The 25726-nt window shown below is 40.6% G+C and carries 24 protein-coding genes; 6 read left to right on the plus strand and 18 right to left on the minus strand.

All coding sequences use genetic code 11. From position 1 onward, the window contains the following. The first annotated feature begins 130 nt into the window (after positions 1–130). Complete coding sequence (locus tag KAN5_RS12010; protein WP_244389785.1) at positions 131–976, plus strand: pyridoxal-phosphate dependent enzyme; 846 nt, start codon at positions 131–133, stop codon at positions 974–976. Between the two features lie 4 nt (positions 977–980). Here the strand turns inward: KAN5_RS12010 and KAN5_RS12015 are convergent, their stop codons facing one another. The 5 genes from KAN5_RS12015 to KAN5_RS12035 all read right to left on the minus strand — a co-directional run bounded on the left by KAN5_RS12015 (position 981) and on the right by KAN5_RS12035 (position 6396). Then, complete coding sequence (locus KAN5_RS12015) at positions 981–2783, minus strand: EAL domain-containing protein (RefSeq protein WP_016709509.1); 1803 nt, start codon at positions 2781–2783, stop codon at positions 981–983. Positions 2784–2936: 153 nt separating this feature from the next. Next, positions 2937–3362: an arsenate reductase (glutaredoxin) gene (gene arsC / locus KAN5_RS12020; RefSeq protein WP_244389786.1), complete on the minus strand. Its 426-nt coding sequence runs from the start codon at positions 3360–3362 to the stop codon at positions 2937–2939. A 29-nt stretch (positions 3363–3391) separates the two neighbouring features. After that, positions 3392–4108 carry an arsenical resistance protein ArsH gene (gene arsH / locus KAN5_RS12025; protein ID WP_138554298.1) on the minus strand — a complete coding sequence of 239 codons (717 nt, stop codon included), beginning with the start codon at positions 4106–4108 and terminating at the stop codon, positions 3392–3394. 201 nt (positions 4109–4309) lie between these two features. Then, on the minus strand, positions 4310–5008 hold the full coding sequence (gene ssb, locus KAN5_RS12030; RefSeq protein WP_016709517.1) for a single-stranded DNA-binding protein: 699 nt from the start codon (positions 5006–5008) through the stop codon (positions 4310–4312). A gap of 20 nt (positions 5009–5028) precedes the next feature. After that, positions 5029–6396, minus strand: coding sequence for an MFS transporter (locus KAN5_RS12035; protein WP_244389787.1), 1368 nt, complete (start codon positions 6394–6396; stop codon positions 5029–5031). A gap of 165 nt (positions 6397–6561) precedes the next feature. Between KAN5_RS12035 and uvrA the strand changes: the two genes are divergently transcribed. After that, positions 6562–9381: an excinuclease ABC subunit UvrA gene (uvrA, locus tag KAN5_RS12040; RefSeq protein ID WP_244389788.1), complete on the plus strand. Its 2820-nt coding sequence runs from the start codon at positions 6562–6564 to the stop codon at positions 9379–9381. 12 nt (positions 9382–9393) lie between these two features. Next, positions 9394–10455 carry a hypothetical protein gene (locus KAN5_RS12045; protein WP_244389789.1) on the plus strand — a complete coding sequence of 354 codons (1062 nt, stop codon included), beginning with the start codon at positions 9394–9396 and terminating at the stop codon, positions 10453–10455. 85 nt (positions 10456–10540) lie between these two features. Here the strand turns inward: KAN5_RS12045 and KAN5_RS12050 are convergent, their stop codons facing one another. Further along, positions 10541–12736: a winged helix-turn-helix domain-containing protein gene (locus KAN5_RS12050; RefSeq protein WP_244389790.1), complete on the minus strand. Its 2196-nt coding sequence runs from the start codon at positions 12734–12736 to the stop codon at positions 10541–10543. A gap of 287 nt (positions 12737–13023) precedes the next feature. On the opposite strand from KAN5_RS12050, the gene KAN5_RS12055 reads away from it, so the two are divergent. Further along, positions 13024–13296 (plus strand): hypothetical protein, encoded by a 273-nt coding sequence (locus KAN5_RS12055; protein ID WP_016709522.1) that lies wholly within the window; start codon positions 13024–13026, stop codon positions 13294–13296. A 277-nt stretch (positions 13297–13573) separates the two neighbouring features. Here the strand turns inward: KAN5_RS12055 and trpS are convergent, their stop codons facing one another. The 3 genes from trpS to rpe are packed head-to-tail and all read right to left on the minus strand — an operon-like array spanning position 13574 to position 15981. Then, positions 13574–14578 carry a tryptophan--tRNA ligase gene (gene trpS, locus KAN5_RS12060; RefSeq protein WP_016709523.1) on the minus strand — a complete coding sequence of 335 codons (1005 nt, stop codon included), beginning with the start codon at positions 14576–14578 and terminating at the stop codon, positions 13574–13576. A gap of 54 nt (positions 14579–14632) precedes the next feature. Beyond that, positions 14633–15298, minus strand: a complete 666-nt coding sequence (locus KAN5_RS12065; protein ID WP_016709524.1) for an HAD-IA family hydrolase — start codon at positions 15296–15298, stop codon at positions 14633–14635. After that, positions 15298–15981 (minus strand): ribulose-phosphate 3-epimerase, encoded by a 684-nt coding sequence (gene rpe, locus KAN5_RS12070; protein ID WP_016709525.1) that lies wholly within the window; start codon positions 15979–15981, stop codon positions 15298–15300. Before rpe ends, KAN5_RS12065 begins: the two co-directional genes overlap by 1 nt. Positions 15982–16313: 332 nt before the next feature. Here rpe and KAN5_RS12075 point away from each other — a divergent pair, with 332 nt between their 5' ends. Together KAN5_RS12075 and KAN5_RS12080 are read left to right on the plus strand one after the other, a co-directional pair. Next, on the plus strand, positions 16314–16607 hold the full coding sequence (locus KAN5_RS12075; RefSeq protein WP_016709526.1) for a hypothetical protein: 294 nt from the start codon (positions 16314–16316) through the stop codon (positions 16605–16607). A 4-nt stretch (positions 16608–16611) separates the two neighbouring features. After that, positions 16612–16797 carry a DUF2970 domain-containing protein gene (locus KAN5_RS12080; protein ID WP_016709527.1) on the plus strand — a complete coding sequence of 62 codons (186 nt, stop codon included), beginning with the start codon at positions 16612–16614 and terminating at the stop codon, positions 16795–16797. Here KAN5_RS12080 and KAN5_RS12085 read toward each other — a convergent pair. From KAN5_RS12085 to KAN5_RS12125, 9 genes are all read right to left on the minus strand, one after another. Further along, positions 16760–17611 (minus strand): Dam family site-specific DNA-(adenine-N6)-methyltransferase, encoded by an 852-nt coding sequence (locus KAN5_RS12085; protein ID WP_016709528.1) that lies wholly within the window; start codon positions 17609–17611, stop codon positions 16760–16762. The two genes, KAN5_RS12080 and KAN5_RS12085, sit on opposite strands and share 38 nt — an antisense overlap. Before the next feature lie 53 nt (positions 17612–17664). Then, positions 17665–19056, minus strand: a complete 1392-nt coding sequence (locus KAN5_RS12090; RefSeq protein WP_138555578.1) for an AAA family ATPase — start codon at positions 19054–19056, stop codon at positions 17665–17667. After that, complete coding sequence (gene aroB / locus KAN5_RS12095; RefSeq protein ID WP_138555579.1) at positions 19056–20126, minus strand: 3-dehydroquinate synthase; 1071 nt, start codon at positions 20124–20126, stop codon at positions 19056–19058. The genes KAN5_RS12090 and aroB overlap by 1 nt, the downstream gene beginning before the upstream one ends. A 25-nt stretch (positions 20127–20151) precedes the next feature. Continuing rightward, positions 20152–20670 carry a shikimate kinase AroK gene (gene aroK, locus KAN5_RS12100; RefSeq protein ID WP_016709531.1) on the minus strand — a complete coding sequence of 173 codons (519 nt, stop codon included), beginning with the start codon at positions 20668–20670 and terminating at the stop codon, positions 20152–20154. A gap of 184 nt (positions 20671–20854) precedes the next feature. Beyond that, the gene (locus tag KAN5_RS12105; RefSeq protein ID WP_244389791.1) at positions 20855–22939 is read right to left on the minus strand and encodes a type IV pilus secretin PilQ family protein; all 2085 of its coding nucleotides are present in this window, start codon (positions 22937–22939) and stop codon (positions 20855–20857) included. Then, positions 22926–23462, minus strand: coding sequence for a pilus assembly protein PilP (locus KAN5_RS12110; RefSeq protein ID WP_016709533.1), 537 nt, complete (start codon positions 23460–23462; stop codon positions 22926–22928). The genes KAN5_RS12105 and KAN5_RS12110 overlap by 14 nt, the downstream gene beginning before the upstream one ends. After that, positions 23459–24079 (minus strand): type 4a pilus biogenesis protein PilO, encoded by a 621-nt coding sequence (locus KAN5_RS12115; RefSeq protein ID WP_016709534.1) that lies wholly within the window; start codon positions 24077–24079, stop codon positions 23459–23461. The genes KAN5_RS12110 and KAN5_RS12115 overlap by 4 nt, the downstream gene beginning before the upstream one ends. Further along, a complete protein-coding gene (locus tag KAN5_RS12120) occupies positions 24076–24642 on the minus strand; it encodes a PilN domain-containing protein (protein ID WP_016709535.1) in 567 nt (188 codons plus the stop codon). Before KAN5_RS12120 ends, KAN5_RS12115 begins: the two co-directional genes overlap by 4 nt. Beyond that, positions 24630–25709 carry a pilus assembly protein PilM gene (locus KAN5_RS12125; RefSeq protein WP_016709536.1) on the minus strand — a complete coding sequence of 360 codons (1080 nt, stop codon included), beginning with the start codon at positions 25707–25709 and terminating at the stop codon, positions 24630–24632. The genes KAN5_RS12120 and KAN5_RS12125 overlap by 13 nt, the downstream gene beginning before the upstream one ends. Between the last annotated feature and the right edge of the window lie 17 nt (positions 25710–25726).

A 25726-nucleotide genomic window follows, 5' to 3' on the forward strand; every position in this document is an offset into this window, starting at 1 on the left:
CAGCTTATTTTCTGAATCATTTTCCTGTTCTTGCCTAATTTGTTAATCTTATCTTCCCATTTACTTTAAGTTACCACTGTGAATTTACTAGCTGAGTCTGCATTACAAAAAATCACTTGCCCATTGCTGAGTGAAAAAAAAAATATCATTATCAGTAAAACGAGACGATCAACTACACCCACTTATAAGTGGTAATAAATGGCGTAAACTTAAATACAACCTCATGGCTATGCAAGCGCAAGGAAAAACCGAGCTCGTTACTTTTGGTGGTGCTTTTTCAAATCATATCCATGCCTGTGCAGCAGCCGGAAAACACTTTAATATTAAAACCCATGGCATCATTCGTGGACCTGAACTTGACTGGCAAAACCCGACCTTACAATTTGCCAAACAATGCGGGATGCAATTACATCCAGTTACTCGACTAGAGTATCGTGAGCGCCAAAACCCTGATTATTTAGCGCAATTACAAGCACGCTTCCCCAATGCTTACATATTGCCAGAAGGCGGGACGAACAAAGCGGCACTGCAAGGATGCTGTGAACTTGCTAAGTCATTACCACAAGCTGACTTCGTAATATGCCCAACGGGTAGTGGCGGCACGCTGGCAGGGTTAACTGAAGGCTGCGATAACAGCACGCAGATTTTAGGAGTTGCGGTATTAAAGCAAGCTGAGTATTTAATTAATGAAATAAAATCGCTAAGTCCAATTGCAGCACAACAGCAGAACTGGCAATTACTCACCCAGTTTCATGATGGTGGCTATGGTAAATTTAGCTCTGAACTTTGGCAATTTTGTTTAATGATGCAAAGCCAACATCAATTACCTTTAGAGCCAATTTACTCAGGTAAAATGATGTACGCTTTATGGCAATTAATAGAACAAGATTATTTTCCTGAAGGTAGCCGGATCATTGCCATTCACACTGGAGGATTACAGGGATTAGATGGACTGCGCTATCGCCAGCTTATATAAAAAATCAATTTACCGTTACATTGGTAAACTCTTGCAAAGGCTCTGTAAAATAAAATCCTTGCGCGCCAACAACGCCGAGTTTTTTCAGCATATTGAGTTCTTGTTGAGTCTCAACACCAACCCCGTATACAGGTAAGTTGACTCGTTCCGCTTTGGTAACTATTTGGCGCACCTGCTTTTGCTGCGTTATATTTTTATCAATATTATGAATTAAGTCGTAGCTCAACTTTAAGCCTTTAATCACTTTATACTTATCTAATAAAGTGACTTTACTGCTCGATGAAACATTATCAATTAACACCGAGCTACCAACTAATTCGATCCTGCTAAAGGCAAACTTCAACAGCTGCAGGTGTTGATAAAAGTCCACTTCAGATATTTCAAACTGCAACTTGTTTGCAGCCTTGATATTACCCATTCGCTTACCAAACCAATGCCAGTAATCATCATCAAACCAATTTAAAGCATGCAGATTAATACTTACGGTTAAAGGGCTTGGTTCACTCTTTAATAACTTAATAACCTGATCTAATACTGTTTTATCTAACAAGGTAATTGCGTCATCACTTTTCAACTGTGGGATAAACTGCTTAGCCGACAACATACCAAGTGATTTATGACGTACACGAATTAAAGCTTCATGCTGTAATATATCACCACTGGCAAACTCAAACAGTGGTTGAAAAAACAACATAAACTTCTTTTTTCCAATGTAGTCAGCAAGGTTTTCAAAACTATTTGCTAATACTGTTGATCGCGTGTAGTTAAATGGCACACGATGAATATGTTGCCACGCACTTTGCTTTGCGAGTGTAAGTGCCGATTTTGTTAATTGATACACTATGGTTTGGTCAGCACCATCACGGTAATTACATACGCCTATTTTTATTTCTTTACGGGATAAATCACCACGATAAGGCAAAGATGCTTGGTAAATCGTTTGATGTAATCGCTTTGTGTAAGTATCAATTTCGGCTTGAGGTATATTTTCTAGGGTAATTGCCAAGCCTCCAGAAGACAATAACTTTACAGATACCCGAGATAGCTCTTTAAAACCTTTAACCATTATAAGTTTGAAATGACGTTCTAAATCAACGTTGTCAGGAAATGGTTGCGCGCAGTAAAGTAACGCAAAAAGATGCTGATGGTTACTTTGAATCCCATACATGCCCGTGATTGCTGGGTTTTCCCCTGTTGTCGCTTGTTGTTTAGGTATCAGTGCTTTTGTGCTACCAACTGCCATATCATGATGTGATACCTTAACGGTGGTTTGTTGAGTGCTTTTGGCACTTGTAAATTGCGTATTGCCGATTTGTGGCGAAACCTCATCAGCACTATCATGGCGCCTAAAAAGCACTCGCCACCAGCGGTAGCCCCAGATCGCCGCACCTATCATAACTAAGTTAAGTAAAATAAATAAGTGGCTTTCTACAACCCAAAAAGGCCAATGGTAAAGCTTTAAACTAACCGTTTTATAATTAAAAATCTCACTATCTTCCGCCATAAAAGCTGAAAAATGAAACGGCATACTCCCTGGTTCAAGCATGAAACCATGATCATCTGCAAGAGCTGCAATTATCTCCCTATCTGCGGTTTGCTCCAGCTTTAAATTATACACTTGCTTGGCTAATTGGCTGCCTTCGAGATGTACTTTTTGATGCAATATCTCTCCAAGTAAGAGATTAAATACGGTTAGTAAAAGCATAAAAGCAATCACATAAATACTTAGCATCCGTACTTGTGCATTGTTAAATTGAGTCACCATGGCTGTTACGCTGTTTGTACTAATAGCTAAAGTGTTGTTCAAGATCCTTATAAACACAAGGCTGAGAGCGGACTTAAAATGTTACCCAGCATTTAAAATAAAAAACTTTCGTAATTTTAATTACTAAGCCTTAGGGTAAATTTCATGCCTTGGCAACAATCAGCCTGTACTTATAATTAAGTGAAGGTGCTTTGCTTAACACCCAGAGATAAGTTTGCCGTATTGGTCAATAATCATTTCACCATCTTCTTTGTAAAATGCGCCCTGTGGCCAATTATCAAGTAAGCTTAATACCGCTTCGCTCGGGCGTGCTAATTTCACTCCTTTTGCAGTACAAACGATGGGGCGATTCACTAAAATCGGATGCACGAGCATTGCATCTAGAACTTGCTCATCAGACACGTTGTCATCTAATAAGCCTAATTCTTTAGCCGGTGATTTAGTGACTCTAAGCGCTGTTTTCGGGGTTAAATCTGCCGCAGCAAACAAAGCAAGGAGTTGCGGTTTAGTCCAGCCTGATTTTAAATATTCAATTACCACAGGTTCATAACCTGACGCCTTAATTAGCCTTAATACATTTCTTGATGTACCACAATCTGGATTATGATGAATTACAACCATAACAAGCTCCTCGACTATATATTTACTGATTAAATAGACCGTTGGTTTACACGTTCACTTAACTGCTCAGCTGATTCAACTCGCTCCGAGTATCTATCGACAAAGTAGTCTTTTTGATCGCGTAATAACAAAGTAAATTTAATGAGCTCTTCCATCACATCCACAATACGATTATAAAAAGCCGACGGTTTCATACGACCATCTTCGTCAAATTCTAAATAGGCTTTTGCTACAGATGATTGGTTAGGGATTGTAACCATGCGCATCCAGCGACCTAGAACACGTAACTGATTCACGACATTAAAAGATTGAGAGCCACCACAAACTTGCATCACAGCCAAGGTTTTACCTTGCGTAGGTCGCACGCCACCTAAACTCAATGGTACCCAATCAATTTGATTTTTAAATACACTGGTCATAGCGCCATGGCGTTCAGGCGAGCACCACACTTGCCCTTCTGACCACAGCATTAAATCTCGTAATTCTTGTACTTTAGGGTGTGACTCATCTTCACTGTCGGTTTGCGGTAAACCTTGCGGGTCAAAAACTTTCACTTCAGCGCCAAAATGCGTGAGTAGTCGCGCACTCTCTTCAATAACCAGCTTACTGTATGAACGCTCTCTTAAAGAGCCATATAACAATAAAATTTTTGGCTTATGCGCAGAGAAATTTAAATTAAAGGCGCCAGCAGCCGGAACATGACTATGTACTTGCTCTAGATTTGGTAACTCAACTTTATGTGCCATTTACTCTAACTCCTAATAAAATGCGCAGGCCAAACATATGAAATATCGAATATATGAAATTTCACATATAAATTAATTAAAGTCAAAGTTTATTCAGTATAAAATTGCTTATAGTCACAAAAACTGCCTAACAAAAATCAAAAAAGCCGCTTAACAGCGGCTTTTAAGGGTGTTTTTCAACATTTTTAAATTTGTCTTTGGTTAAAACGGGATATCGTCATCAAAGTCAATGGGTGGTTCCATTGGATTTGATGCGCCGCCTTGTGGGGCATTTTGTGGTTTAGGTGCAAAACCGCCTTGTGGTTGGCCGCCACCTTGTGGAGCATAGCCACCACTTTGGTATTGATTATTCTGTTGTGGAGCTGGCTGCTGGCGAGCGGCAGGAGCTTGTTGTGGAGCAGGCGCATAACCACCACCACTTTGTTGTGGTGCACTTTGTTGATAACCACCACCTTGTGGAGCGCTTTGCTGTTGGCCGTAACCACCTTGAGATTGGCCGCCTTGGCTTTGTTGTTGACCACCTTGGTAGCCACCACCTTGCTGATCGCCACCACGTGCGCCTAGCATTTGCATTTGCCCTGTAAAGCCGTCTACTACGATCTCAGTGGTGTATTTCTCTTGGCCTTGTTGGTCGGTCCATTTACGTGTTTGTAATTTACCTTCAACGTAAATTTGTGATCCCTTACGGCAATATTCGCCGACAATTTCAGCCAATTTGCCAAAAAATACCACACGGTGCCATTCTGTTTTATCAACCATTTGACCGGTGTTTTTATCTTTATAGCTATCAGACGTTGCTAAGGTAATATTCGCTACACCATTGCCATTAGGCATATAACGTACTTCTGGATCTTGACCTAAATTACCAACCAAGATTACTTTGTTCACACCGCGTGCCATGGACCTTTCTCCTATAAACGTTATATTAAACCAGCCACTTTACGGGCTTGGTCTAGGTCAAATTCTTTATCATTAATCTTTAAATAGCTACGATTTTCATCGCATACTACCGTTGCTTCAATTACACCTGGTAAAGCAACTAAACGAGAAGCAAGGGTTTGCGCTTGCTGCTCATTACTTAATTCAGTCATTAAGCTTATCATTTTACTTCTTGGCGGGACTTGCATATTCCACGCAAGGATAAGCCATATTAACCCAACAACTGCGGCTGCGGCAAACACTGCTTGTGCTGTTGTTGATTGCGCAACGTAACCTCCTAAAATACCACCTAAAAATGCCCCAAAAAATTGCCCAGATGAAAATACTCCCATCGCCGAACCTTTTTGGTTTGCTGGTGAAAAACGCGATACTAATGCAGGCATAGTCGCTTCTAGAAAATTAAACGCCACAAAATAGGCCAACATGCATAATGCCATACCTAAAATACTATCAACCCATAATGCCATTGCAGTCATACTCAGTGTTAACAAAGCAATTGATGCGATAAAGGCCTGCTTTTCTTTTTCTTTACGAATGGCGATGATCATCATCGGCGCCATTAACAAAAAGCCAAAAATCAACACTGGGATATATATTTGCCAATGTGCTGATGCAACAAGGCCATTAGCAATTAATTGACCAGGTAGCGCCACAAAAATAGTGGTTAGGGTTAAGTGCAGCAACATGATCCCCACATCTAAACGTGCTAACTGTGGGTGTTTAATTAGTTTTTTAATATCTGTAAAGCTGGCTAGGGTATCGCCTTTGGGCGCTTTATTAACCGCTTTGGGTACTAAGAATAATATAATAAAAATACCAAGAATAGCCAGCGCTGCCGTCAACCAAAAAATTCCAGCAATACCCCAAGCCGCAGCGACCATAGGGCCTAGTAACATAGCAACAGCAAAGCTCATGCCGATACTCATACCGATAACAGCCATCACTTTTGGTCGTTGCTCATCACGGCTAAGATCGGATGCAAACGCCAGCAATGAACTGGCAATCGCCCCCATTCCTTGCAAAGCTCGCCCAACGGTTACCATTTGTAAAGAATCTGCGGTTGCAGCAATCACTGACCCTAGCGCAAACACACACAAACCACCTACAATAACTTTTTTACGGCCAATTTTATCTGATAGCCAACCCATAGGGATTTGCAACACCGCTTGCGTTAAGCCATAAGCACCAATCGCAATACCAATCCATAACGGTGAAAATCCAGCTAAATCTTGTCCGTAAATTGCCAGCACAGGCATTAACATAAATAAGCCAAGCATACGAAATGCAAACACACTCGCGAGCGATACTGCGGCGCGTTTTTCTCGTGAATTAAGTGAAGATGCTGTCATGATTCGCGTGTTCTTGCTGTCTATTAAAATTCGAGCAGGGATTCTAGCACAAGCTTAACAAGAAATAATCGTTTCAAACTGATGATTTTTTCATTGATCAAGGATTAATCTTGCTGCGTATTATGAGATACTCAGTAAATCAATTTGGTAATGAAACGAGATAGCATGGAAAACATTGAAGTCCGAGGCGCCCGCACGCACAATTTAAAAGACATCAGCCTAACCATTCCCCGTGATAAATTAATTGTTATCACCGGCCTATCTGGTTCAGGTAAATCGTCTTTGGCATTTGATACCTTATATGCAGAAGGGCAACGTCGGTATGTAGAATCTTTATCGGCTTATGCCAGACAATTTTTATCTTTAATGGAAAAACCTGATGTTGATCATATTGAAGGGCTGTCACCGGCAATTTCAATTGAGCAAAAATCAACGTCACATAATCCTCGCTCCACCGTTGGTACCATTACCGAAATTTATGACTATTTACGTTTAATGTTTGCCCGGGTAGGTGAGCCACGTTGTCCTACTCACGATTTACCACTAGCAGCACAAACAATTAGCCAAATGGTCGATACTGTCTTGGCATTCCCTGAAGGTAGCAAACTGATGCTACTGGCTCCGGTAGTAAAAGAGCGTAAAGGTGAGCATGTTAAGTTATTAGAGCAGTTAGCCAGTCAAGGCTACATTCGCGCCCGTATTGATGGTGAAGTATGCGATCTTTCCGATCCTCCAACCTTAGAGTTACACAAAAAGCACACCATCGAAGTGGTTGTCGACCGCTTTAAAGTGAAAGATGGCTTACAACAGCGTTTAGCTGAATCGTTTGAAACCGCGCTGGAATTGTCTGCAGGTGTGGCTACCATAGCCTCAATGGATGATGCAAATGCTGAAGAATTATTACTGTCAGCAAACTTTGCCTGCCCTACCTGTGGCTACGCGATGACTGAGCTTGAGCCACGGTTATTCTCATTTAATAACCCTGCTGGCGCATGTCAAAGCTGTGATGGTTTAGGGGTAAGACAGTATTTCGATCCTAACCGCGTTATTCAAAACCCGGAACTCAGTTTATCTGGTGGGGCAATTAAAGGTTGGGATAAACGCAGCTTTTACTACTTTCAAATGCTGCAAGCGGTTGCTGAACATTATAAATTTGATTTGGAAGTGCCGTTCCAAGAGCTAAGTAAAGAGGCTAAAAAGATTATCTTAGAGGGCTCTGGCAGCACTAAAATTGCATTTAACTATCGCAACGATCGTGGTGATTTAATAACGCGTAACCATGAGTTTGAAGGCGTGCTCAATAATATGAACCGTCGCTATCGTGAGACTGAGTCAAACTCGGTACGCGAAGAACTCGCTAAATACCAAACCAGTCAAGCCTGCCCTAGCTGTAAAGGCTCTCGCCTTCGCCAAGAAGCACGTAGTGTATTTATAGGGCAAACCAACCTGCCAGCAATAACCACCATGAGTATTGGTGAAGCCATGGACTTTTTTGAAGGTTTAAGCTTAACCGGCCAAAAAGGTCAAATTGCTGAAAAAATACTCAAAGAGATCCGCGACCGTTTATCGTTTTTAATTAATGTTGGTTTAAATTATTTATCTCTTGAACGCAGTGCTGACACTTTATCCGGTGGTGAAGCACAGCGTATTCGCTTAGCAAGCCAAATTGGTGCAGGTCTTGTTGGTGTAATGTATGTACTTGATGAACCTTCTATTGGTTTGCATCAGCGCGACAACGACCGCCTGTTAAAAACGCTTATCCATTTGCGAGATCTCGGTAATACCGTAATTGTCGTTGAACATGATGAGGATGCGATACGCGCTGCCGATCACATTATTGATATTGGCCCTGGGGCTGGTGTGCATGGTGGCTATGTTATTGCTCAAGGTACGCGGGATGATATTTTAGCCAGTGAAAAATCAGTTACTGGGCAGTTCTTATCGGGTAAACGTAAAATTGAAGTGCCAAGCGTTCGACATAAAGTTAACGACAAATGGCTAGAGCTATTTGGCGCGACAGGTAATAACCTCAAGAATGTTGATTTAAAAATTCCTTTTGGTTTGATGACTTGTATTACCGGCGTATCTGGCTCTGGTAAATCAACCCTTATTAACGACACCTTGTTCAAGCTCGCGCATACCGAGTTAAATGGTGCAACCACCGCAGAAGCTGCGCCATATAAAGAAATTAAAGGCCTTGAGCACTTTGACAAAGTGATCGATATCGATCAAAGCCCAATTGGTCGTACACCGCGTTCAAACCCTGCAACGTATACGGGTATATTTACCGGTATTCGTGAGTTATTTGCCGGCACTCAAGAGTCACGTTCGCGTGGCTATAAAGTGGGTCGATTTAGTTTTAACGTTAAAGGTGGGCGCTGTGAAGCCTGCCAAGGTGATGGCGTAATTAAAGTAGAAATGCATTTTTTACCGGATGTTTATGTGCCGTGTGATGTCTGTAAAGGCCAACGCTATAACCGCGAGACGTTAGAAGTACAGTACAAAGGCAAAAACATTCATCAAGTGCTAGAGATGACCGTTGAAGACGCACACGACTACTTTGACAAAATCCCAGCGATTGCACGTAAGCTAAAAACCTTGATGGATGTAGGCTTGTCATATATTCGCCTCGGCCAAGCAGCTACCACACTCTCTGGTGGTGAAGCACAGCGAGTTAAACTTGCCCGCGAGCTATCCAAGCGTGACACTGGCAAAACCTTGTATATTTTGGATGAACCAACCACAGGCTTGCATTTTGCTGACATCGAGCAGTTGTTAGTTGTATTGCATCGCTTACGTGACCACGGTAATACCATTGTGGTGATTGAGCACAACCTTGATGTGATCAAAACCGCTGATTGGGTTGTTGATTTAGGCCCTGAAGGTGGCGCGGGTGGTGGTGAAATTCTCATTGCAGGCACGCCGGAAGAAGTGGCTGAATGTGAGCGCTCACATACTGGTCATTACTTAAAGCCGCTTTTATAAGTTAGGAAAAATGTGCAACGGTATCTAAAAATAATCAAATGGCGTGCTAATAAACAGCTCAAGCAACAACACGCGAGTTGGCAAGTGCAAGCAAAGCGTATTTTTAAGCGCGGCCAAGCTATTTGGTTTAATTTAAGTACCGCACAAAAACTGTATTTACTCGCATTGGCCAGCCTCGTTGTGTTGCAATCAGGTTGGCTTTGCACGGCCTTGAGTATTATTGCTTTAATCGTTGAGTTTTGGCCTAAGTTTAATCATCTCTGGCATTCACTTGCCGGTAAAGCACTGATACTAATTTTTTACGCAACGATAGCCAACTTTGTGCTCGCCAGCGCTAGCGGTATTGTTAACGAAGTCACTATGGTGTCGGCGAGCCAGTTAAATTACACTCATAATTTTGCAACCTTAATTTATTTACCGCCATGGGCACTGGGGATCACTCTTGCCACATTACTTGCCCTGCAATTACTTTTACCTCTGTATATTCTCGCCCTGTTGTTGATCAAACCTTTTGGTTCTGATCGCATCAAATTCATCACACAGAGTTATTCACCTTTATTAACAGCTCTACTGCGCTTCGTACTTGCAAGCGTGGTGATCCTAAATATATTTTCGTTTGTTGATGGTAAGCCCACAACCGAAGTTATTGATGATATAACAACCACCTTTTCTCAAAGTCAGCAATTATCTGCCAAGCCAAAAGCACAACAAGAGCAAGCGATAGAGCAAATATCAGAAAAAATACAACAACAAACTGAGTCTGAACAAGAAACTGACAAGCAGCCGCTAATCACTCTCGACGCGACTTCAGAAGGCGATACCGATATTTCTAATGCTGTCTATTCTTTCCTTGATACTAAAGGCTATTTTGAACGCAGTAAGCGCCTAATCGCGATCTTTGCTTACAGTTTTGAAGCAAATAGCTACTCACGCTGTAAAAAATCCACAAATACCAAAGTTGTCGAATTAAATGATTACGAAATTGTCGAAATAGCCTTAGATAACAGCAAACCCTATGGCTATAGCTTTACAGTAAAAGCCTGTGACTCCGCAGGAATAAAGGCACCGCAGTAGCTAGCTACCAACCCAAAAAGTAAAGCCGCGCTTGTTAAATCAAGCACGGCTTTAGTTATATCTATATGTGTCAGGCAGCTAAATCCTACCAACTGACTAGTTTTATTTGTGTATCTTTCACATCTCGGCGATTGAATAGCAGCTCATTATTATCGGTGACATTAAAGGCAAACGACTTGAAATCAACATGCGTTTCTTCAAGTGCGTGGCTGGTTAAATTAAAGCGAGCTACTCGCGAGATACCATCACTAATATATAAATACTCGGCATTAATTGCATGAAACGAGGTGCTACGGGCAGCATCAGGAAGCTGCCAACGTGTATCATCCGCAAGTCGGATCAGCTCATCGTTGGTGACAGCATAACTGCGCCCTTGGTTATCGTTAAGTAATGCATAAGGGGCAATATCATTACGCTTAGCCAATTCACGGGTTAACAAATTAAATTGCCATAATTGATAACGTTTATCCTGCTGTTCAATTAGCCATATTTGCTCGTTATTATCTGACCATGCGTAGCTTGCAACTTTTAATCCTTTTAACTCCGCTATGCTATGCAGCTTTTTCGCTTCAATATCAAAAAAGTTGAGCTGTTCATTAATTTTGAGTAATAAAAACTTGCCATTACTGGCCATTCTTACAAAACCAAAATCAGGCGTACCATGCTGTGCGGTGAAATTACTTATTTGCACTTGTTGGTCACCTTGCTCGAGCCAAATTTGACCATTGCCTGAGCGGCTAGAAATAAACAATGTGCTGGCTTGCTGTCCACTAAGCAGCGGCAATGCATTGTAGTTATTACCTTCTGATTGGTATAAATAATGCCCTTGCATCTGTAGCGAAAATAAATCAGTGACTTTAAATATCGACAGCTGCTGGGTTTGTGCTGGCGAAAAGTAAAAACTATTAGCGGATTGAGCCGCTATATAATAAGCCGACAGGTAAGGTGATATTTCACGAACCGTATGGCTACCATCAACAACATTAATAGTCGTTAGGCGGTCATACTCTGAAACAAACACACGGTCTTCATTAGGTAGCCAATCAAATGCAAAGCTAATTCCTTTTGACTGCCCCTGAAAAAAGCGCTTTATCTCTGTCGTCTGTAAGTTGTAAGTAAAAAAGGAAAATGGCTGACCTTGCAATGATTGAATATAGCCTATGTATTTACCTGATGATGAAATACGCGGCATCAATACCCCATACAATATGTCAGAGCTTGGAACTAAAGTGGTTTCTTTCTTAGTGTGAGTGTTATAGCGTAAAAGCCCAGCGCCACCTTGCTTGTCTTTAAATTCACTGAAATATAAGAATGTACCACTTTCATCCAGTTGCGCATAACCGGTATAACGTAAGTCGCACTCACGAATAACCCGCCCCGCGGTAGGATTTAAAAAGTCACTAATATCAACCAGTACCATTAAGCATTGCTGCTCAGATAATTTTGTTGCCTGCAACAATACACTATGCTGCTTAAGCTGCCATGACAAAATAGAGACATTGAAGTCTTGGTAATGCAACTCTATTTCTCGTTGATCGGCGATACGCTTAACAAAGGCATGGGGTTGCTGAGTAGTTAAATCAGTATTACTGTAGGCCAAATATTGCTTATCAAAAGAAAGAACTGGCACCGCTTCTGCGCCTACATTCCATGTGCTTGGGATAATTGTTGCGGTTGTTTTTATGATCTCACCTTGCTCAGGTGGATGCTGCTTTGTGTTGTTCATCACCAGCCAACTGACAATTACAGTAATCAGCACAAGTAACAACACGCCAGCAACTACGTAAAATTGTTTTGATTTAGTGTAACTTGTCGCTATTACTTGGCTACTAGTACTACTTTCTGCAAGCACCACATGGGCAATTTCTGAGTCGCTCTTTATATCACTTACATTTGTCGCATTAAGACTTACCTCACGAACATGATCAATAGAGGTCATAGCGTTCGGCTGATGCTGTGGTTCATTTACAGCTAGTGGCGTGGCAACCACAGTCAAGCTATAACCTTTGCGATAATGAGTTTTTAATAATGGGGCTTTTTCAATAGGGTGAGAAAGTTGCTTGCGTAGCTCTGAGATTGCACGATTAATCGCATTGTCATCAACAAAACTTTGCTGCCAAACCTGCTCTACTAATTCTTGACGGGCAATGATCTGCTGAGGCTTACTAATAAAGTGCATTAGTAATTTAACAAGTAACGGATCTAACTCTCGTTCTATATTACCTGCAACAACCACACAACGGTTTTTAATAAATTGCCAAGGTCCGATTTGATAATTCATAAGGCTTATTTCTTTTTTTGTATCTACTAACCCTAGCACAGGGACGATTATTTATGTAGTTAAACCTTATATTGCAATATAAGGTTTAACAATAAGACATTGATTTAAAATAACAATAAATAAAAAACTATTATCAATTAATTGCTCATAACTAGATAAGCGACTTTATTAAATTTCAGGGCTATTCTTATCACCGTCAACAGCAAACGGTTCACTGCTAATTTAATCGCAGCCAATATTTGCAGTTAATAGTTAACTTAAAGTTTAAAAATTAAAAGGGTTCAATCATGAAAAATTTAATCAAAAAAACATTACCAGTATTTTTAATCGCCGCTACTTTTGGTACTTCTTCAGCAATGGCAGCAGGTAACCCTGAGCTAGTTATGCAACAACTAGGTAGCTTACATATCTCAAAATCTGTAGTACAACAAGCGCAAGCGAAAGAGCAAGCATTCGAAAATGGATTAGATACAAAATTAGATGTGAACTTGGAAAAATCAATGGACGAGCTACAAAAACAAATTGATAAAAAGTTAGCTGATAAACTAGACAAAGCCTAGTGCGCTATAAAAACGCCGCATACATTGTCTATTATACCAATCGTGTTAAGTTACTGACCATTTATAGCGACAGATAAATGACGTGATAACAAGGCGTAAATTTTGACATGTAGTTGTTCTACATGAAAAATTTATAACGCAGTTAGCGCTTTATTTAGCTCGCTAGAATGGTTAAATATTTAAGTCGATTGGTATTAGTACAACAGCCACACTTTAAAAGTAAAAAAACCGCTTTAGAATATTATTCAAAAGCGGTTTTTTGCAAACTAAAGCTAAATTATGGGCGAGGTATGAAGCCTAATGCCTCGTAAACCGATTTTAAGGTCACCTCAGCGCGTGCACTGGCTTTTTCAGCGCCGGTTCTCATGATGGTATCAAGCATAGTTTGATCTTCACGAATTTCTTTAAAACGCGCTTGAATTGGTTCAATCATGCTCACCACTGCATCGGCCGTATCTTTTTTCAGATGACCATACATTTTATCTTCGTATTCAGGCACTAACTCTTCAATTGAACGTTTAGTGGCTACTGACATTAGCGTTAATAAATTTGATACACCTGGTTTTTCAGTACGATCAAAATAAATACGTGCCTGCTCGTCTGAATCAGTTACTGCTTTTTTCAGCTTTTTCTCAATCTTTTTCGGCTCATCTAACATCATGATAAAACCATTTGGGTTTTCATCTGATTTAGACATTTTCTTCAGCGGATCTTGCAAGCTCATTACGCGTGCACCAAACTCAGGAATGTAAGGTTCAGGAATAGTGAACACTTCGCCATAAACGTTATTAAAACGCGTTGCGATATCACGAGTAAGCTCTAAGTGTTGCTTTTGGTCATCCCCCACAGGCACTTGTGCCGCTTGATAAAGAAGAATATCTGCCGCTTGCAGTACTGGGTAAGCAAACAAGCCCACATTGACGTTATTAGTATTCTTGGCTGACTTGTCTTTAAATTGGGTCATGCGGTTCAGCTCACCCATTTGTGCATAACAGTTTAATACCCAACCTAATTGAGCATGTTCAGGCACTTGTGATTGCACAAATAGTGCAGCTTTTTCAGGGTTAATTCCACACGCTACATATAAAGCAATACCATCTAACACGCGCGCTCTTAACAATTCAGGGTCTTGGCGTACGGTAATGGCGTGTAAATCGGCTAACATAAAGTGACTATCATATTCTTCCTGTAGCTTTACCCACTGGTTAATAGCACCAACATAGTTGCCTATTGTCATCCCACCGGTTGGCTGCATGCCACTTAACACTACTGGTTTACTCATGATGTTCCTTTATATTACTAAAATAAAAAATACTAAAATTAAAAATGCAAGCGCTTACCTTTGGCTAAGCACAGGTATTATATCTAAGAATGTATCACAGAGGTACTGCGGATTATAATCACTGAGGTTTTCACCTTGGTTATAGCCATAACTTAACGCAATTACATCAATATTGGCAGCTTGAGCAGCTAAAATATCACTTTTTGAATCACCTATCATTATTGCCTGGCTAACAGCTACATTTAATTGCTGACAAGCAAATAAAAGCGGCTCAGGGGATGGCTTTTTAGCCATGTCGTCACCACAAACTATCACTTCAAAGTGACTTGTTAATGCGAGTTTATCTAATAGTTTTTCTGTGAAGCATCGCGCTTTATTAGTGATCAACGCTTTTGGTACTCCACGTAATGCCGCAAGGCCAGTTTCTACGTGTTGATACAACACACTGTATTCACCAACAATTTGTCCATAATGACCGTAAAACAACGTAATTGCTTTGTCAGCAAGTACAGCGTCTAAATGCTCACTCACTTGCATATCACCACTTAAACCCCGTTTTACCAAAGTTTCAATGCCATTGCCGACCCAGCTTTCCACCAAGCGCTGACTCACAATAGGAAAAGCCAAGTCAGATAAGGTCAGATTCATAGCGATATATAAGTCATAAACGCTATCAACTAAAGTGCCATCTAAATCAAATAAAGCAACCTCGTACTTCATTACTTAACACCTTTTAACTGTTCACGCATTTGCTCTATCACTGCTTTATAATTTGGCTGATTAAAGATTGCGGAACCTGCTACAAACATGTCCGCGCCAGCTTGAGCCGCAGCGGCTATATTGTCGACTTTAATCCCGCCGTCCACCTCCAAGCGTATTGCACGACCTGAGTCATCTATAATTTTTCGCGCTTGACGAAGTTTCTCCAAAGTATGGGGAATAAAGCTCTGACCACCAAACCCTGGGTTTACCGACATCAGTAAAATCACATCAAGTTTATCAATCACGTGTTCTAAATAGCTTAAGCTCGTTGCGGGATTAAATACTAAGCCAGCTTGGCAACCATGGTCTTTGATCAACTGTAAAGTACGATCAATATGTTCACTCGCTTCTGGGTGAAAGGTAATAATTGACGCACCAGCCTCTGCAAATTGCGGAATTAAACTATCAACAGGTTTAACCATTAAATGCACATCAATAGGCGCTGTGATGCCATAATCACGTAGCGCTTTGCAGACCATAGGGCCAATTGTTAGATTTGGTACATAGTGATTATCCATGACATCAAAATGCACTACATCTGCACCTGAGTCTAAGACACGCTCAACATCTTCGCCCAAGCGCGCAAAATCAGCAGATAAAATAGAGGGAGCAATCAGATACTTTTGTAGTGTTTCTAACATAAACAATCCTTAGAGTGTATTCATAAATGCAACTAAGCTGATTTATAAAGCCTTGATACGCCTAATGTAACAAATAACCTGAAGGCGGGAAAATAAATCTGCAATATATTGTACGACATTCAATAATGAGCGAAACAACCCATAAATTTAAGCTTTAACTCTATTCAATTAAATGCAACGGTTAAATTTCAAGCAACTAAATTTAAACATTATTTTTACCTTAAGCGTTTAATTTTATTAAAAATTTATATTTATTAAGGGTAAATTAAGTTTGTTATTTGAGCATTTTTTATGTATGCTCTAATGAGTTACATTATTATGGATTTAGTCAAATGCGTGCTTTTAAAATCGGGATCTTAACTGCGGCTGCTATAACTATCGCTTCTATAAGCTATTTTTCAAAAAGTGATGATGCCTTTATGGCAGCAAACGATTGCCAATGTAGCTCTGGACACCTCACTATTAATAATGCTACCCAATGCATGAAAGTCGAACAAGAATCAAGTTGGATGTCATGGCTCACCGGTGAAAGCCGTAGTGCACAGTTCCATTATTTAGATTTACTTGAGTTACTAACTAGCTCAGATGAACCAAAAAAAGCGCGTTCACTTAGTCCGCGGTTTTAATTAAATGCAACAGCTGCTGAGTGCTATGCAAAGCGTTATTGCAGCATTCTTCGGCGTGCAGTCTGAAAACAAACGCCGTTCTGACTTCAAACAACACTCGCCACTGAGTATTATCATCATCGCAGTTATATTATTTACTCTTTTTGTTGCCGCTATTTATGGCGTGGTGACTTGGGTGCTAAATACATAGCCATTAACTCATTTACTTTGTTACGCGAGCCACCTTTAGGGCTAATCGTGCGTTTAACTTGAATTTCTGCCAAGCTCGCTTGGCTATAAATTTTGCGAGTCCAGACCGTATCGTGGTTTGAGATCAATACAGGCGTTTTATTTTCAAATGCAGCCTGCTCTGCTAAATTTGCTAAGTTGGCCTGATCATCTAAATTAAAACCACCTTTAGCATACGAGGTAAACGAAGCCGTTTTGCTCAAAGGGACATACGGAGGATCACAATAGATCACCGCATTATCTGGAACTAATTTAAATACGTCATCATAGCCTAAACAAGTAAATGTGGCTTGTTGTGCTTTCTCGGCAAAAATATACATTTCATTTTCTGGAAAGTAAGGACGCTTATACTTACCAAATGGCACATTAAAAATGCCTTTCAAGTTATAACGACATAAGCCATTGTAACCATGGCGATTCATGTATAAAAATAAAATAGCTCGCTCATAAATATCATTACTTTGATTAAACTGTACGCGGTAATCGTAATACGCGTCAGCTTGATTATTTAAATCAACAAATAACTTTTTAGCGTCACTAATAAATTCATCAGGTGAGTTTTTTAGTTCGTTATAAAGATTGATTAGATCAGCATTAATATCATTGAGGATGTAATGTTTAAAATCGGTATTTAAAAATACCGAACCAGCGCCAACAAACGGTTCAACTAAGGTATCAGCATGCTTACTCGCTTCATTTAAGCGCGTGCTAATATCTTCAACTAAGCTGTATTTTCCGCCAGCCCATTTAAGGAAGGCTCTGGTCTTTTTCTGCATCGGCTCTTTACTTCAAACTGGTGTGCCGCGATTTTACACTAATCAAAGTAAGTTTACTGATCTAGTAACGCGATTTCTTGTTTTATTTTACTGATTTTTTTATAAAATGGCTTATTTTTACGCACTGTTTCAGATAAGTTCGATAACGCCTGTTGCGCACTTTTTAAATTATCATAGCTACCATAAGTGACTAGCCACCACACTTTGCCATTTCGCCTTGTCTGGTAAACTTTAGCAAGTGACTGCAAGCCTTGCTCAACCACATACTGCTCGGCAACGGCCTGTTGAGTTACCGCTAGTAGCTGGATCACAAGCTGCTCATCGGCCTGCTGTAAATACCAGCCATTATCAACTGGCAAATCTGCTGCGCGACTCGCTTTCGAGTCAACATCATCGGCTAGACTCGCAATAACATCAACTGGCTCTGCTGCAGGCGCTAAACTATCTAATATTGCCGCAACATTGTTCTCTTTATCTAAACTTTCTTTAGTTAAGCTGTCTTGGGCAGGTTTTTTCTGTTCAAGGTTGTCTTGAGAAGGATTTTCCTTCGACTGCTCTCCCTGTTCTGACTGAGTTTGTTGCTCGGCTAATTCAGCATCAGTAAGGTTTACTGCTGAAGAACTCGTTGCTAATGCAGGCTCTGCAACTGGTTGCTTTAAGGTGGCCACTGGAATCGCTGTCGACACCGAACTGTCTGGTTGTTGCTGATAAAAATCTTGCCACCAACGGGTCATATCCGATTGATATAAAAAACCAATGATCAACAGCATTATAATTACCAACAGCGCAATCAAGTGTAAACGCCAAGATACTTTATCTGCTACTGCTACTTTTGCAGTATGTTGCGTAGGCTGCCATGCTAATAATAGGCTCGGGTTACCATGCGCTTCTTGCAAAAAGGTTTGAAAAACAGGATCTTCATCATATGGTAAATCAGGAAAATAACACTGCATTAACTGCTTACTTTCAGCAATAGACAAGGGCTCTAAATGAAGTTCAACGGCTTTATTAAATTGCCCTACCGATTGCGATGCCAATAAAATATAAAGCGTTGTTGGGCTGTGCTGAGCAAGTATTGTTAGTTCTTGCACCATTTCTTCAGACAAATGCCGACCACCATCTAGCACCCACAAGCAAGAGCCACAGTCTTGCTGTTTTGCTAATTGGTAAAAGTTCTCTGACAAACTTAGATTTTGATCAATCAATGGCGAGCGAAAGCTTTGTTCAAGTAGCTCAGACATTAACTGGCTATCTGTCATGCGGGCATGTAACTGCACAAATGATTTATTAAAATCACTATATTTATCAGTGATAAAGGTTTCTAGAAGGTAACTTTTACCAAGCCCTGAAGGGCCTAATAAGACAATGAGATTTTGCCCATATTCAAACTGCAGGGCAATCCGATCAACCAAAGCCGCACGGCTAGGTAAGATTTGCGATTGCATTAGCGCCCTATTAAATCTCTAACCTGTTGATCAGAGACGTCATCAACCAGCGCACATTGGCCAAACTCAGTAGGAAGAATAAAACGAATTGTACCTTTTTTATTCTTTTTATCTTTACGCATGTGATGTAAAAAGTGTTCGCTGTTCATCACATCAGGAATATCACACGGTAGGTTGTACTGTGCAATTAATGTCACAATTCTTGATACTTGTTCCACAGTTAAATCACCACGAGTATGTGCAAGTTTTGCAGCTAATACCATGCCGGTTGCCACCGCTTCACCATGTAACCATTGCCCATAACCCATTTGCGCTTCAATAGCGTGTGCAAATGTATGCCCTAAATTCAGCAAAGCACGTAGGCCCGCTTCTTTTTCATCTTGAGCAACGATCAGAGCTTTAATTTCACAACAACGGAAGATCACGTGCTGGATAGTTTCTTCATCCAAAGCCTGTAACTGCGCGATGTTAGTTTCAAGAAAACTAAATAACTCAGTATCGTAAATTAAGCCATATTTAATAACTTCAGCCATACCAGCTGCAAACTCACGAGCAGGGAGTGTATGCAGTGATTGCGTATCGATAAAAACCGCTTGAGGCTGATAAAACGCCCCTATCATGTTTTTACCTAAAGGATGATTAACTGCCGTTTTTCCACCAACAGAAGAGTCAACTTGTGATAGCAATGTAGTAGGTACTTGAATAAATGGTACGCCGCGTTGATAGCAAGCCGCCACAAAACCGGTTAGATCACCAACAACACCGCCACCTAAGGCAATTAAACAGGTATCTCTACCGCAGTTGTTTTCAAGTAAAAATGCTGAAATTTTCTCAAACCATTCCAGTGATTTATATTGCTCACCATCAGGAATAATAAAACTTAGTGGATTTAAATCAGCTAACAACGCCATTGCATCACTTAGGTATAAAGGTGCAATGGTGTCATTAGTGATAATGATAGGCCGACAATCACCAATATGATGACGTAGCCTGTCAGTCTGTTGAAGTGCAGATTTTCCAATATAAATAGGATAACTTCGCTCGTCTAAATTAACTGTTAATTCAAGCATTGCTAGTATCCTTTCTTATTGGTATTTAAAAATCTAATTTCTCAATGATTTGATTAGCAACAACTTTAGCGCTTTGCTCATCAGTGCGTACAGTAAAATCAGCCACTTCTTTATACAGCGGTTCGCGTTCTTCAGCTAAGCGCTCTAAAACATCACGAGGTGCTTCTTCTGTTTGCAGTAATGGGCGACGCTTGTCGCGCTGCGTACGTGCAACTTGCTTTTCGATTGGTGTCTCAAGGTATACCACGATACCACGAGCCGAAAGCTTATTTCGTACTTCTTTACTCATCACTGAGCCACCACCTGTTGCAAGTACAATACCTTGCATTTCAGTTAGGTCGCCAATGACAGATTCTTCACGAAGTCGAAAGCCTTCTTCACCTTCAAGATCAAACACCCAGGCAATATCAGCACCAGTGCGGCGTTCGATTTCTTGATCAGAATCGACGAATTCAAGGTGCAATTGGTCTGCAATGTGACGACCAATTGTGCTTTTGCCAGCCCCCATAGGGCCAACTAGAAATATATTACGTTTTTCAGCCATATCTTTTAGTACAAACGAACTCTAAAATTTGAAATAAAACCCCGCCTAACGACCTGGCCCCAAAATTAAGGAGGGGATTATCTCAGTAATTGATTGGGTATTTCAAGTCAATTAGAACAAAAAGCCAATTAACGAGCAATTAAAGTCAATAATTGCCCGTTGTGTAAGAATAAATCAGTGAAAATTACTCTATTTGGATTTTCGGAGTAACGAAAATCAGCAATTCCTTCTTTTCATTAAACTCACTTGTGCTTCTAAACAGCACTCCTAGGTAAGGAACATCACCTAATAATGGTACTTTTTTAACTGAGTTAATGATTTGCTGCTGGAATATACCACCAAGTACCACTGTTTGACCATTCTCAACCAAAACTTGGGTTTGAATTTCTTGGGTATCAATTGCAACAGCAGGTCCTGTTCCTGTTTGCACTGTATCACCTCGGGTATCTTGAGTAATGATCAAGTCCAGAATCACTTTATTATCTGGGGTAATATGCGGTGTAACTTCAAGACTTAACACAGCCTTTTTAAAGCTTACCGTGGTTGCCCCACTTGAAGCAGATTCAACGTACGGGATCTCAGTACCTTGCTCAATACGTGCTTTTTTCTGATTAGCGGTAGTGATCCGCGGACTCGCAATAATCTCACCGCGGTTTTCCTCTTCCAACGCCGTTAACTCTAAATCAAGTAACGTACCATTAGCTAACTTAGCAACGTGCATCCCAATGCTGCCAGCAGCCCCGGTAATTGGCAAGTTAACATTAAGGCGATCAGAAATACTTGGAATAGTGCCGTTAGAAATCGTGTTCGCGCCTTCTAGTGTCCCCGAGATACCATCAGTGCCTTGTTGATCGCTAAAGCCCCAACGTACACCGAGATCCTCTTTCACGTTGTCGCGTACAGTCACCATTCGTGCTTCAATAACAACTTGTCGTACTGCTATGTCTAGGGTCTCAACCATACGGCGCACACTTTCAATACTTTTTGCAGTATCTTTAATCAGTAAGGTATTGGTACGTCTATCAACTGACACGCTACCACGTACGCTAATGATGCTGTTAGTATCTGTTTTTAGTAAATCAGCAAACTCTTCCGCTTTTGCATAATTCAAACGAATGTATTCACTGTAAAGCGGCTCTAAATCTTCAACTTGCTGCTTGGCTTTAAGCTCTTTAGCTTCACGAGCCGCCAGTTCCTCAGAAGGTGCCACCATTAAAATAGATCCATCCATGCGTTTATCAAGGCCTTTAACACGCAATACCACGTCAAGTGCTTGATCCCACGGCACACCGTCTAAACGCAAAGTGATGTTACCATTGACTGAGTCACTGGTTACTAAGTTAAAGTCGTTATAACCGGCAATGATCTGCAATACCGCACGAACAGAAATGTCTTGGAAGTTTAAGGTCATAGGGCGACCTTGGTACTCTTTGCCACCTTCTAGGTAAGAACGCTGTGAGTCATCTTTTTCAACTGTTAAAGTTAAAATATTTTCTATTTGCTGATAAGTAAATTTAAACGCGCTATTAGGGCTTATTACCACCCGACTCATATTCTCTTCTTTAAATGTCTCAATTGAACTCACTACTGTGCCAAAGTCGAGCACATCTAGTTCATACAATAAGTCATCTAAAATATCGGTATGGTGAAACTCAGCAATTATTTTCCCACCACTTTCATGCACATCAATCGCAGCTTGGGTATCTTGTAAAAATACTAATACTCGCGCTTCACCTTTTTCACCACGACGAAAATCAATCGACTGAATTGAATTTATATAATGACTCGCCTCAGCTTGAGTTGTGTTATTACCCGCTTGTGCTGTGAGTGGGTTATCAGATACATGTAATGAAACAAGGTTATTATTAACAGATGTTTGGTAAATTTTTAAACGCTCTAAGTGCACAGTAACGATTAAAGTACCATCCGTAGTCACACTACTCACATTTTCAATGCCAGCTTGATTAATTGCTACATCGGCCAAACCTTGCTCAACATCGGCTGCGTTAAAACGCATTTCAATGCGGGCAGGGTTATTGAAAACCTGAACCTTTGGCTCTGTCGTCAACTCTTCATCAAAGACTAGCTGTAACTGTGTTTCTCCAGCCATGAGTGGGTTATAACGAATGTCATACAGCAGCGGTGTCGCCATTGCTGATTGCGTGATAAAAAGGGCAATAACAACAAACAAAGCCTGTTGAATGCGATTACTCCACGATACTCCCTTATGCATTTTAATTTTACCTTTTTTATTTTCAACTAGTGCCATTGGAGCTCGCCTCTAACATTTCAAGCTTTGTCAGGCGCTCTTTCCAACAACCAGACCCGTCGGGAATTAATTCTAACAATTCTATATAATCACTTTTTACTTGCTGTACAACGCCATGGTACAAACCAACATGATTGCCCACAGTGACTCGGTGCAAGGTGTCATCCGCTGCTTTTATCAATGCCCACGTTTGTCCATCCGATCCTAAGGTGCCCTTCATCGCTAAATTATCCAATGGATACTTTTCTAATACCTCGCGTGGACGTTCAGGATCAGGGTGTAAGCAATTTTTTACTTGGATCATGTTATTTTGAATAATTTCGGGTTGTGGCGCAACAAAAGGACTACGTAATTGCTGTGCATTGTATTCAAAATGTTCAAATTTTGTCAGTTTCGGAATTTCCTCAACTTTAGGCGTTGTACTGGCTTTTACTTGGTCAATAAACTCTTTTTGCTCAGAGGTGTCATCGTTACATGCACTGAGCAAAGCACTGCTAAGTAAAACAAAAGCTAATTTTTTCATTTTTTAGCTCCTACTTTCTTCACGCCGCCTTCATAGCGGTAAGTTTTAGCGACCACACTAAATGTCAACTTACCGGAATCCGAACTATTAATTGAAAAATCATGCAAGCTGACAATACGTGGCAATTGCGCTACTTTACCAACAAAATCACCAAACTCATGATAACTGCCTATCACTTCAATTTTGATCGGTAATTCAGTATAAAACTCTTTTTCAACTTCAGGTAACCAGCCAATTTTAAGAAAAGTTAGACCACTGGTGGTACCTACGTACGATAAATCATCGAGTAAGCCCGGCGTCTCATTAGAAGTGGGTAAGCGTTTTAGTAGTAAAGAGAATTTCTCTTCCATCTCAACCATCTGTTGGCGATAGATCTCTAAATTACTGGCTACTGCATACTTTGCACGGTAGGTGCTGCGTAATTCAACTTCCTTACTAACCGCATTGTGGTAACTATCAATTTCATCTGAAACTAATAAGCTATAGCTAAAAAACAGCACTAATGCGGCAACAAAAGTACAGCAAATAACTTTAACTACAATTGGCCAATCACCAATATTCTCAAGCTCAATTTCGTTCCATTCAATCTCAGTTAATGCTTTGATATCAAGGTTCATTGCTTAACCTCGCCAATTTTATCAAACGCTTTTACATAAAATTCCATATTAAAATCACTTAATAAGCGTGACGATTTTTCCCCAGCAACAATACCTTGCATGGTGGGCTTTTCGAGCAAGTAAGAGTTTTGTACTTCACGAAGCATATTTGAAAGATGGTTGTTAGATTCACTTCGGCCGACCACATGTATCGCACTGCCACGGCGCTCTAACTTAGTTAAGTAAACACCAGTCGGTACTATTTTGGCTACTTCATCCATGATTTGGGTGCCCAAGTTACGGCTGCTTTGTAGTTCTTCAATTAAACGCATGCGTTGTTGTAGGTTTTCTTTCTTTTTATCTAATTCACGAATTTCGCTAATGCGGCGATCTAACTGGCTAATTTCAGCTGTAAGATAATTGTTTTTGATATTTTGCCCATCACGCAAGTTACCGTAATAAGTACTTAATAAATACATACTCATAAAACTACCAAGTACCACTAAAAACAAAATAGTGGCAAATTTAGTTTGTGATTGTTTTCGTTGCTGTTCACGCCACGGCAGTAGATTTATATGTGGCATGATGAAAAGCTCCTTAATGCCAAACCCGTCGCTATTGCAAATTGAGTACGGTGACGCTGTAACACATTGCGATCCACATGCGGGGAAATATCCATATTTGCAAACGGTTCTGCCACTATAGTGTGAATACCAAGCTCTTCAATTAGCAGCCTATCTAAGCCATCTATCATCGCAGTACCGCCAGTAAGTACAATATAATCAATTTGATCTTTGCCACTCGTAGTTAAAAACATCTGCACTGCACGGCGTACTTGTTGTAACAATGACGTTTGAAACGGCGCCAGTACTTCAAAAGTATAATTAGGGGGTAAATCACCCGTTGTTTTACCAATCTCAGCTTCATCAAAGCTTTTATTATAATAGGCCACAATACTGTTAGTGTATTGGTCGCCACCAAATACTTGATCTCGGGTATAAATTGTTTCACCACCGAGGACCACACTTACCAACATCAGCACTGCGCCAATATCAACGACCGCCACACATTTGTTAAATGCGTCACTCGGTAATTGTTGATAATAAACATCCATAGTGCGGCTCAAAGCATAGCTTTCCACATCAACCACTTTCGCAGTTAAACCGGCTGACTCTAACGCACCTACGCGGGCTTCCACACTTTCAGTACGCGCTGCTGATAACAACACATTCATTTTTGATGGATCAGCTTCATTAGTACTTAATTTTTCAAAGTCTAGGCTAACTTCGTCTAACGGATAAGGAATAAGACTGTCTGCCTCAATGGCTATTTGCGACTCTAGTTCTGCATCAGTGAGCGTAACATCCATAAAAATCACTTTTGTGATCACTGTTTGCCCAGACACAGCAACCGCAGCAGACTTAATTGACTTAGGCAATTTACGTTTTAGCTTAGTAATAATATTACCAATTGCCTCAATATCTTGAATACTGCGCTCAGCCATAGTGCCTTTTGGCATAGGCTCTATTGCTAACGCCTCAAGCCGGTAGCCACTGTCCGTTTCATTCAGTAACACTGCTTTTATAGCATGTGAACCGATATCTATCCCTACCATCATCGATGAAGACTTACTCAATAGTTGACTTAGCATGTTTGCAACTTGGCCTT

Source organism: Pseudoalteromonas sp. KAN5 (assembly GCF_022846535.1).
Taxonomy (GTDB): Bacteria; Pseudomonadota; Gammaproteobacteria; order Enterobacterales; family Alteromonadaceae; genus Pseudoalteromonas; species Pseudoalteromonas haloplanktis.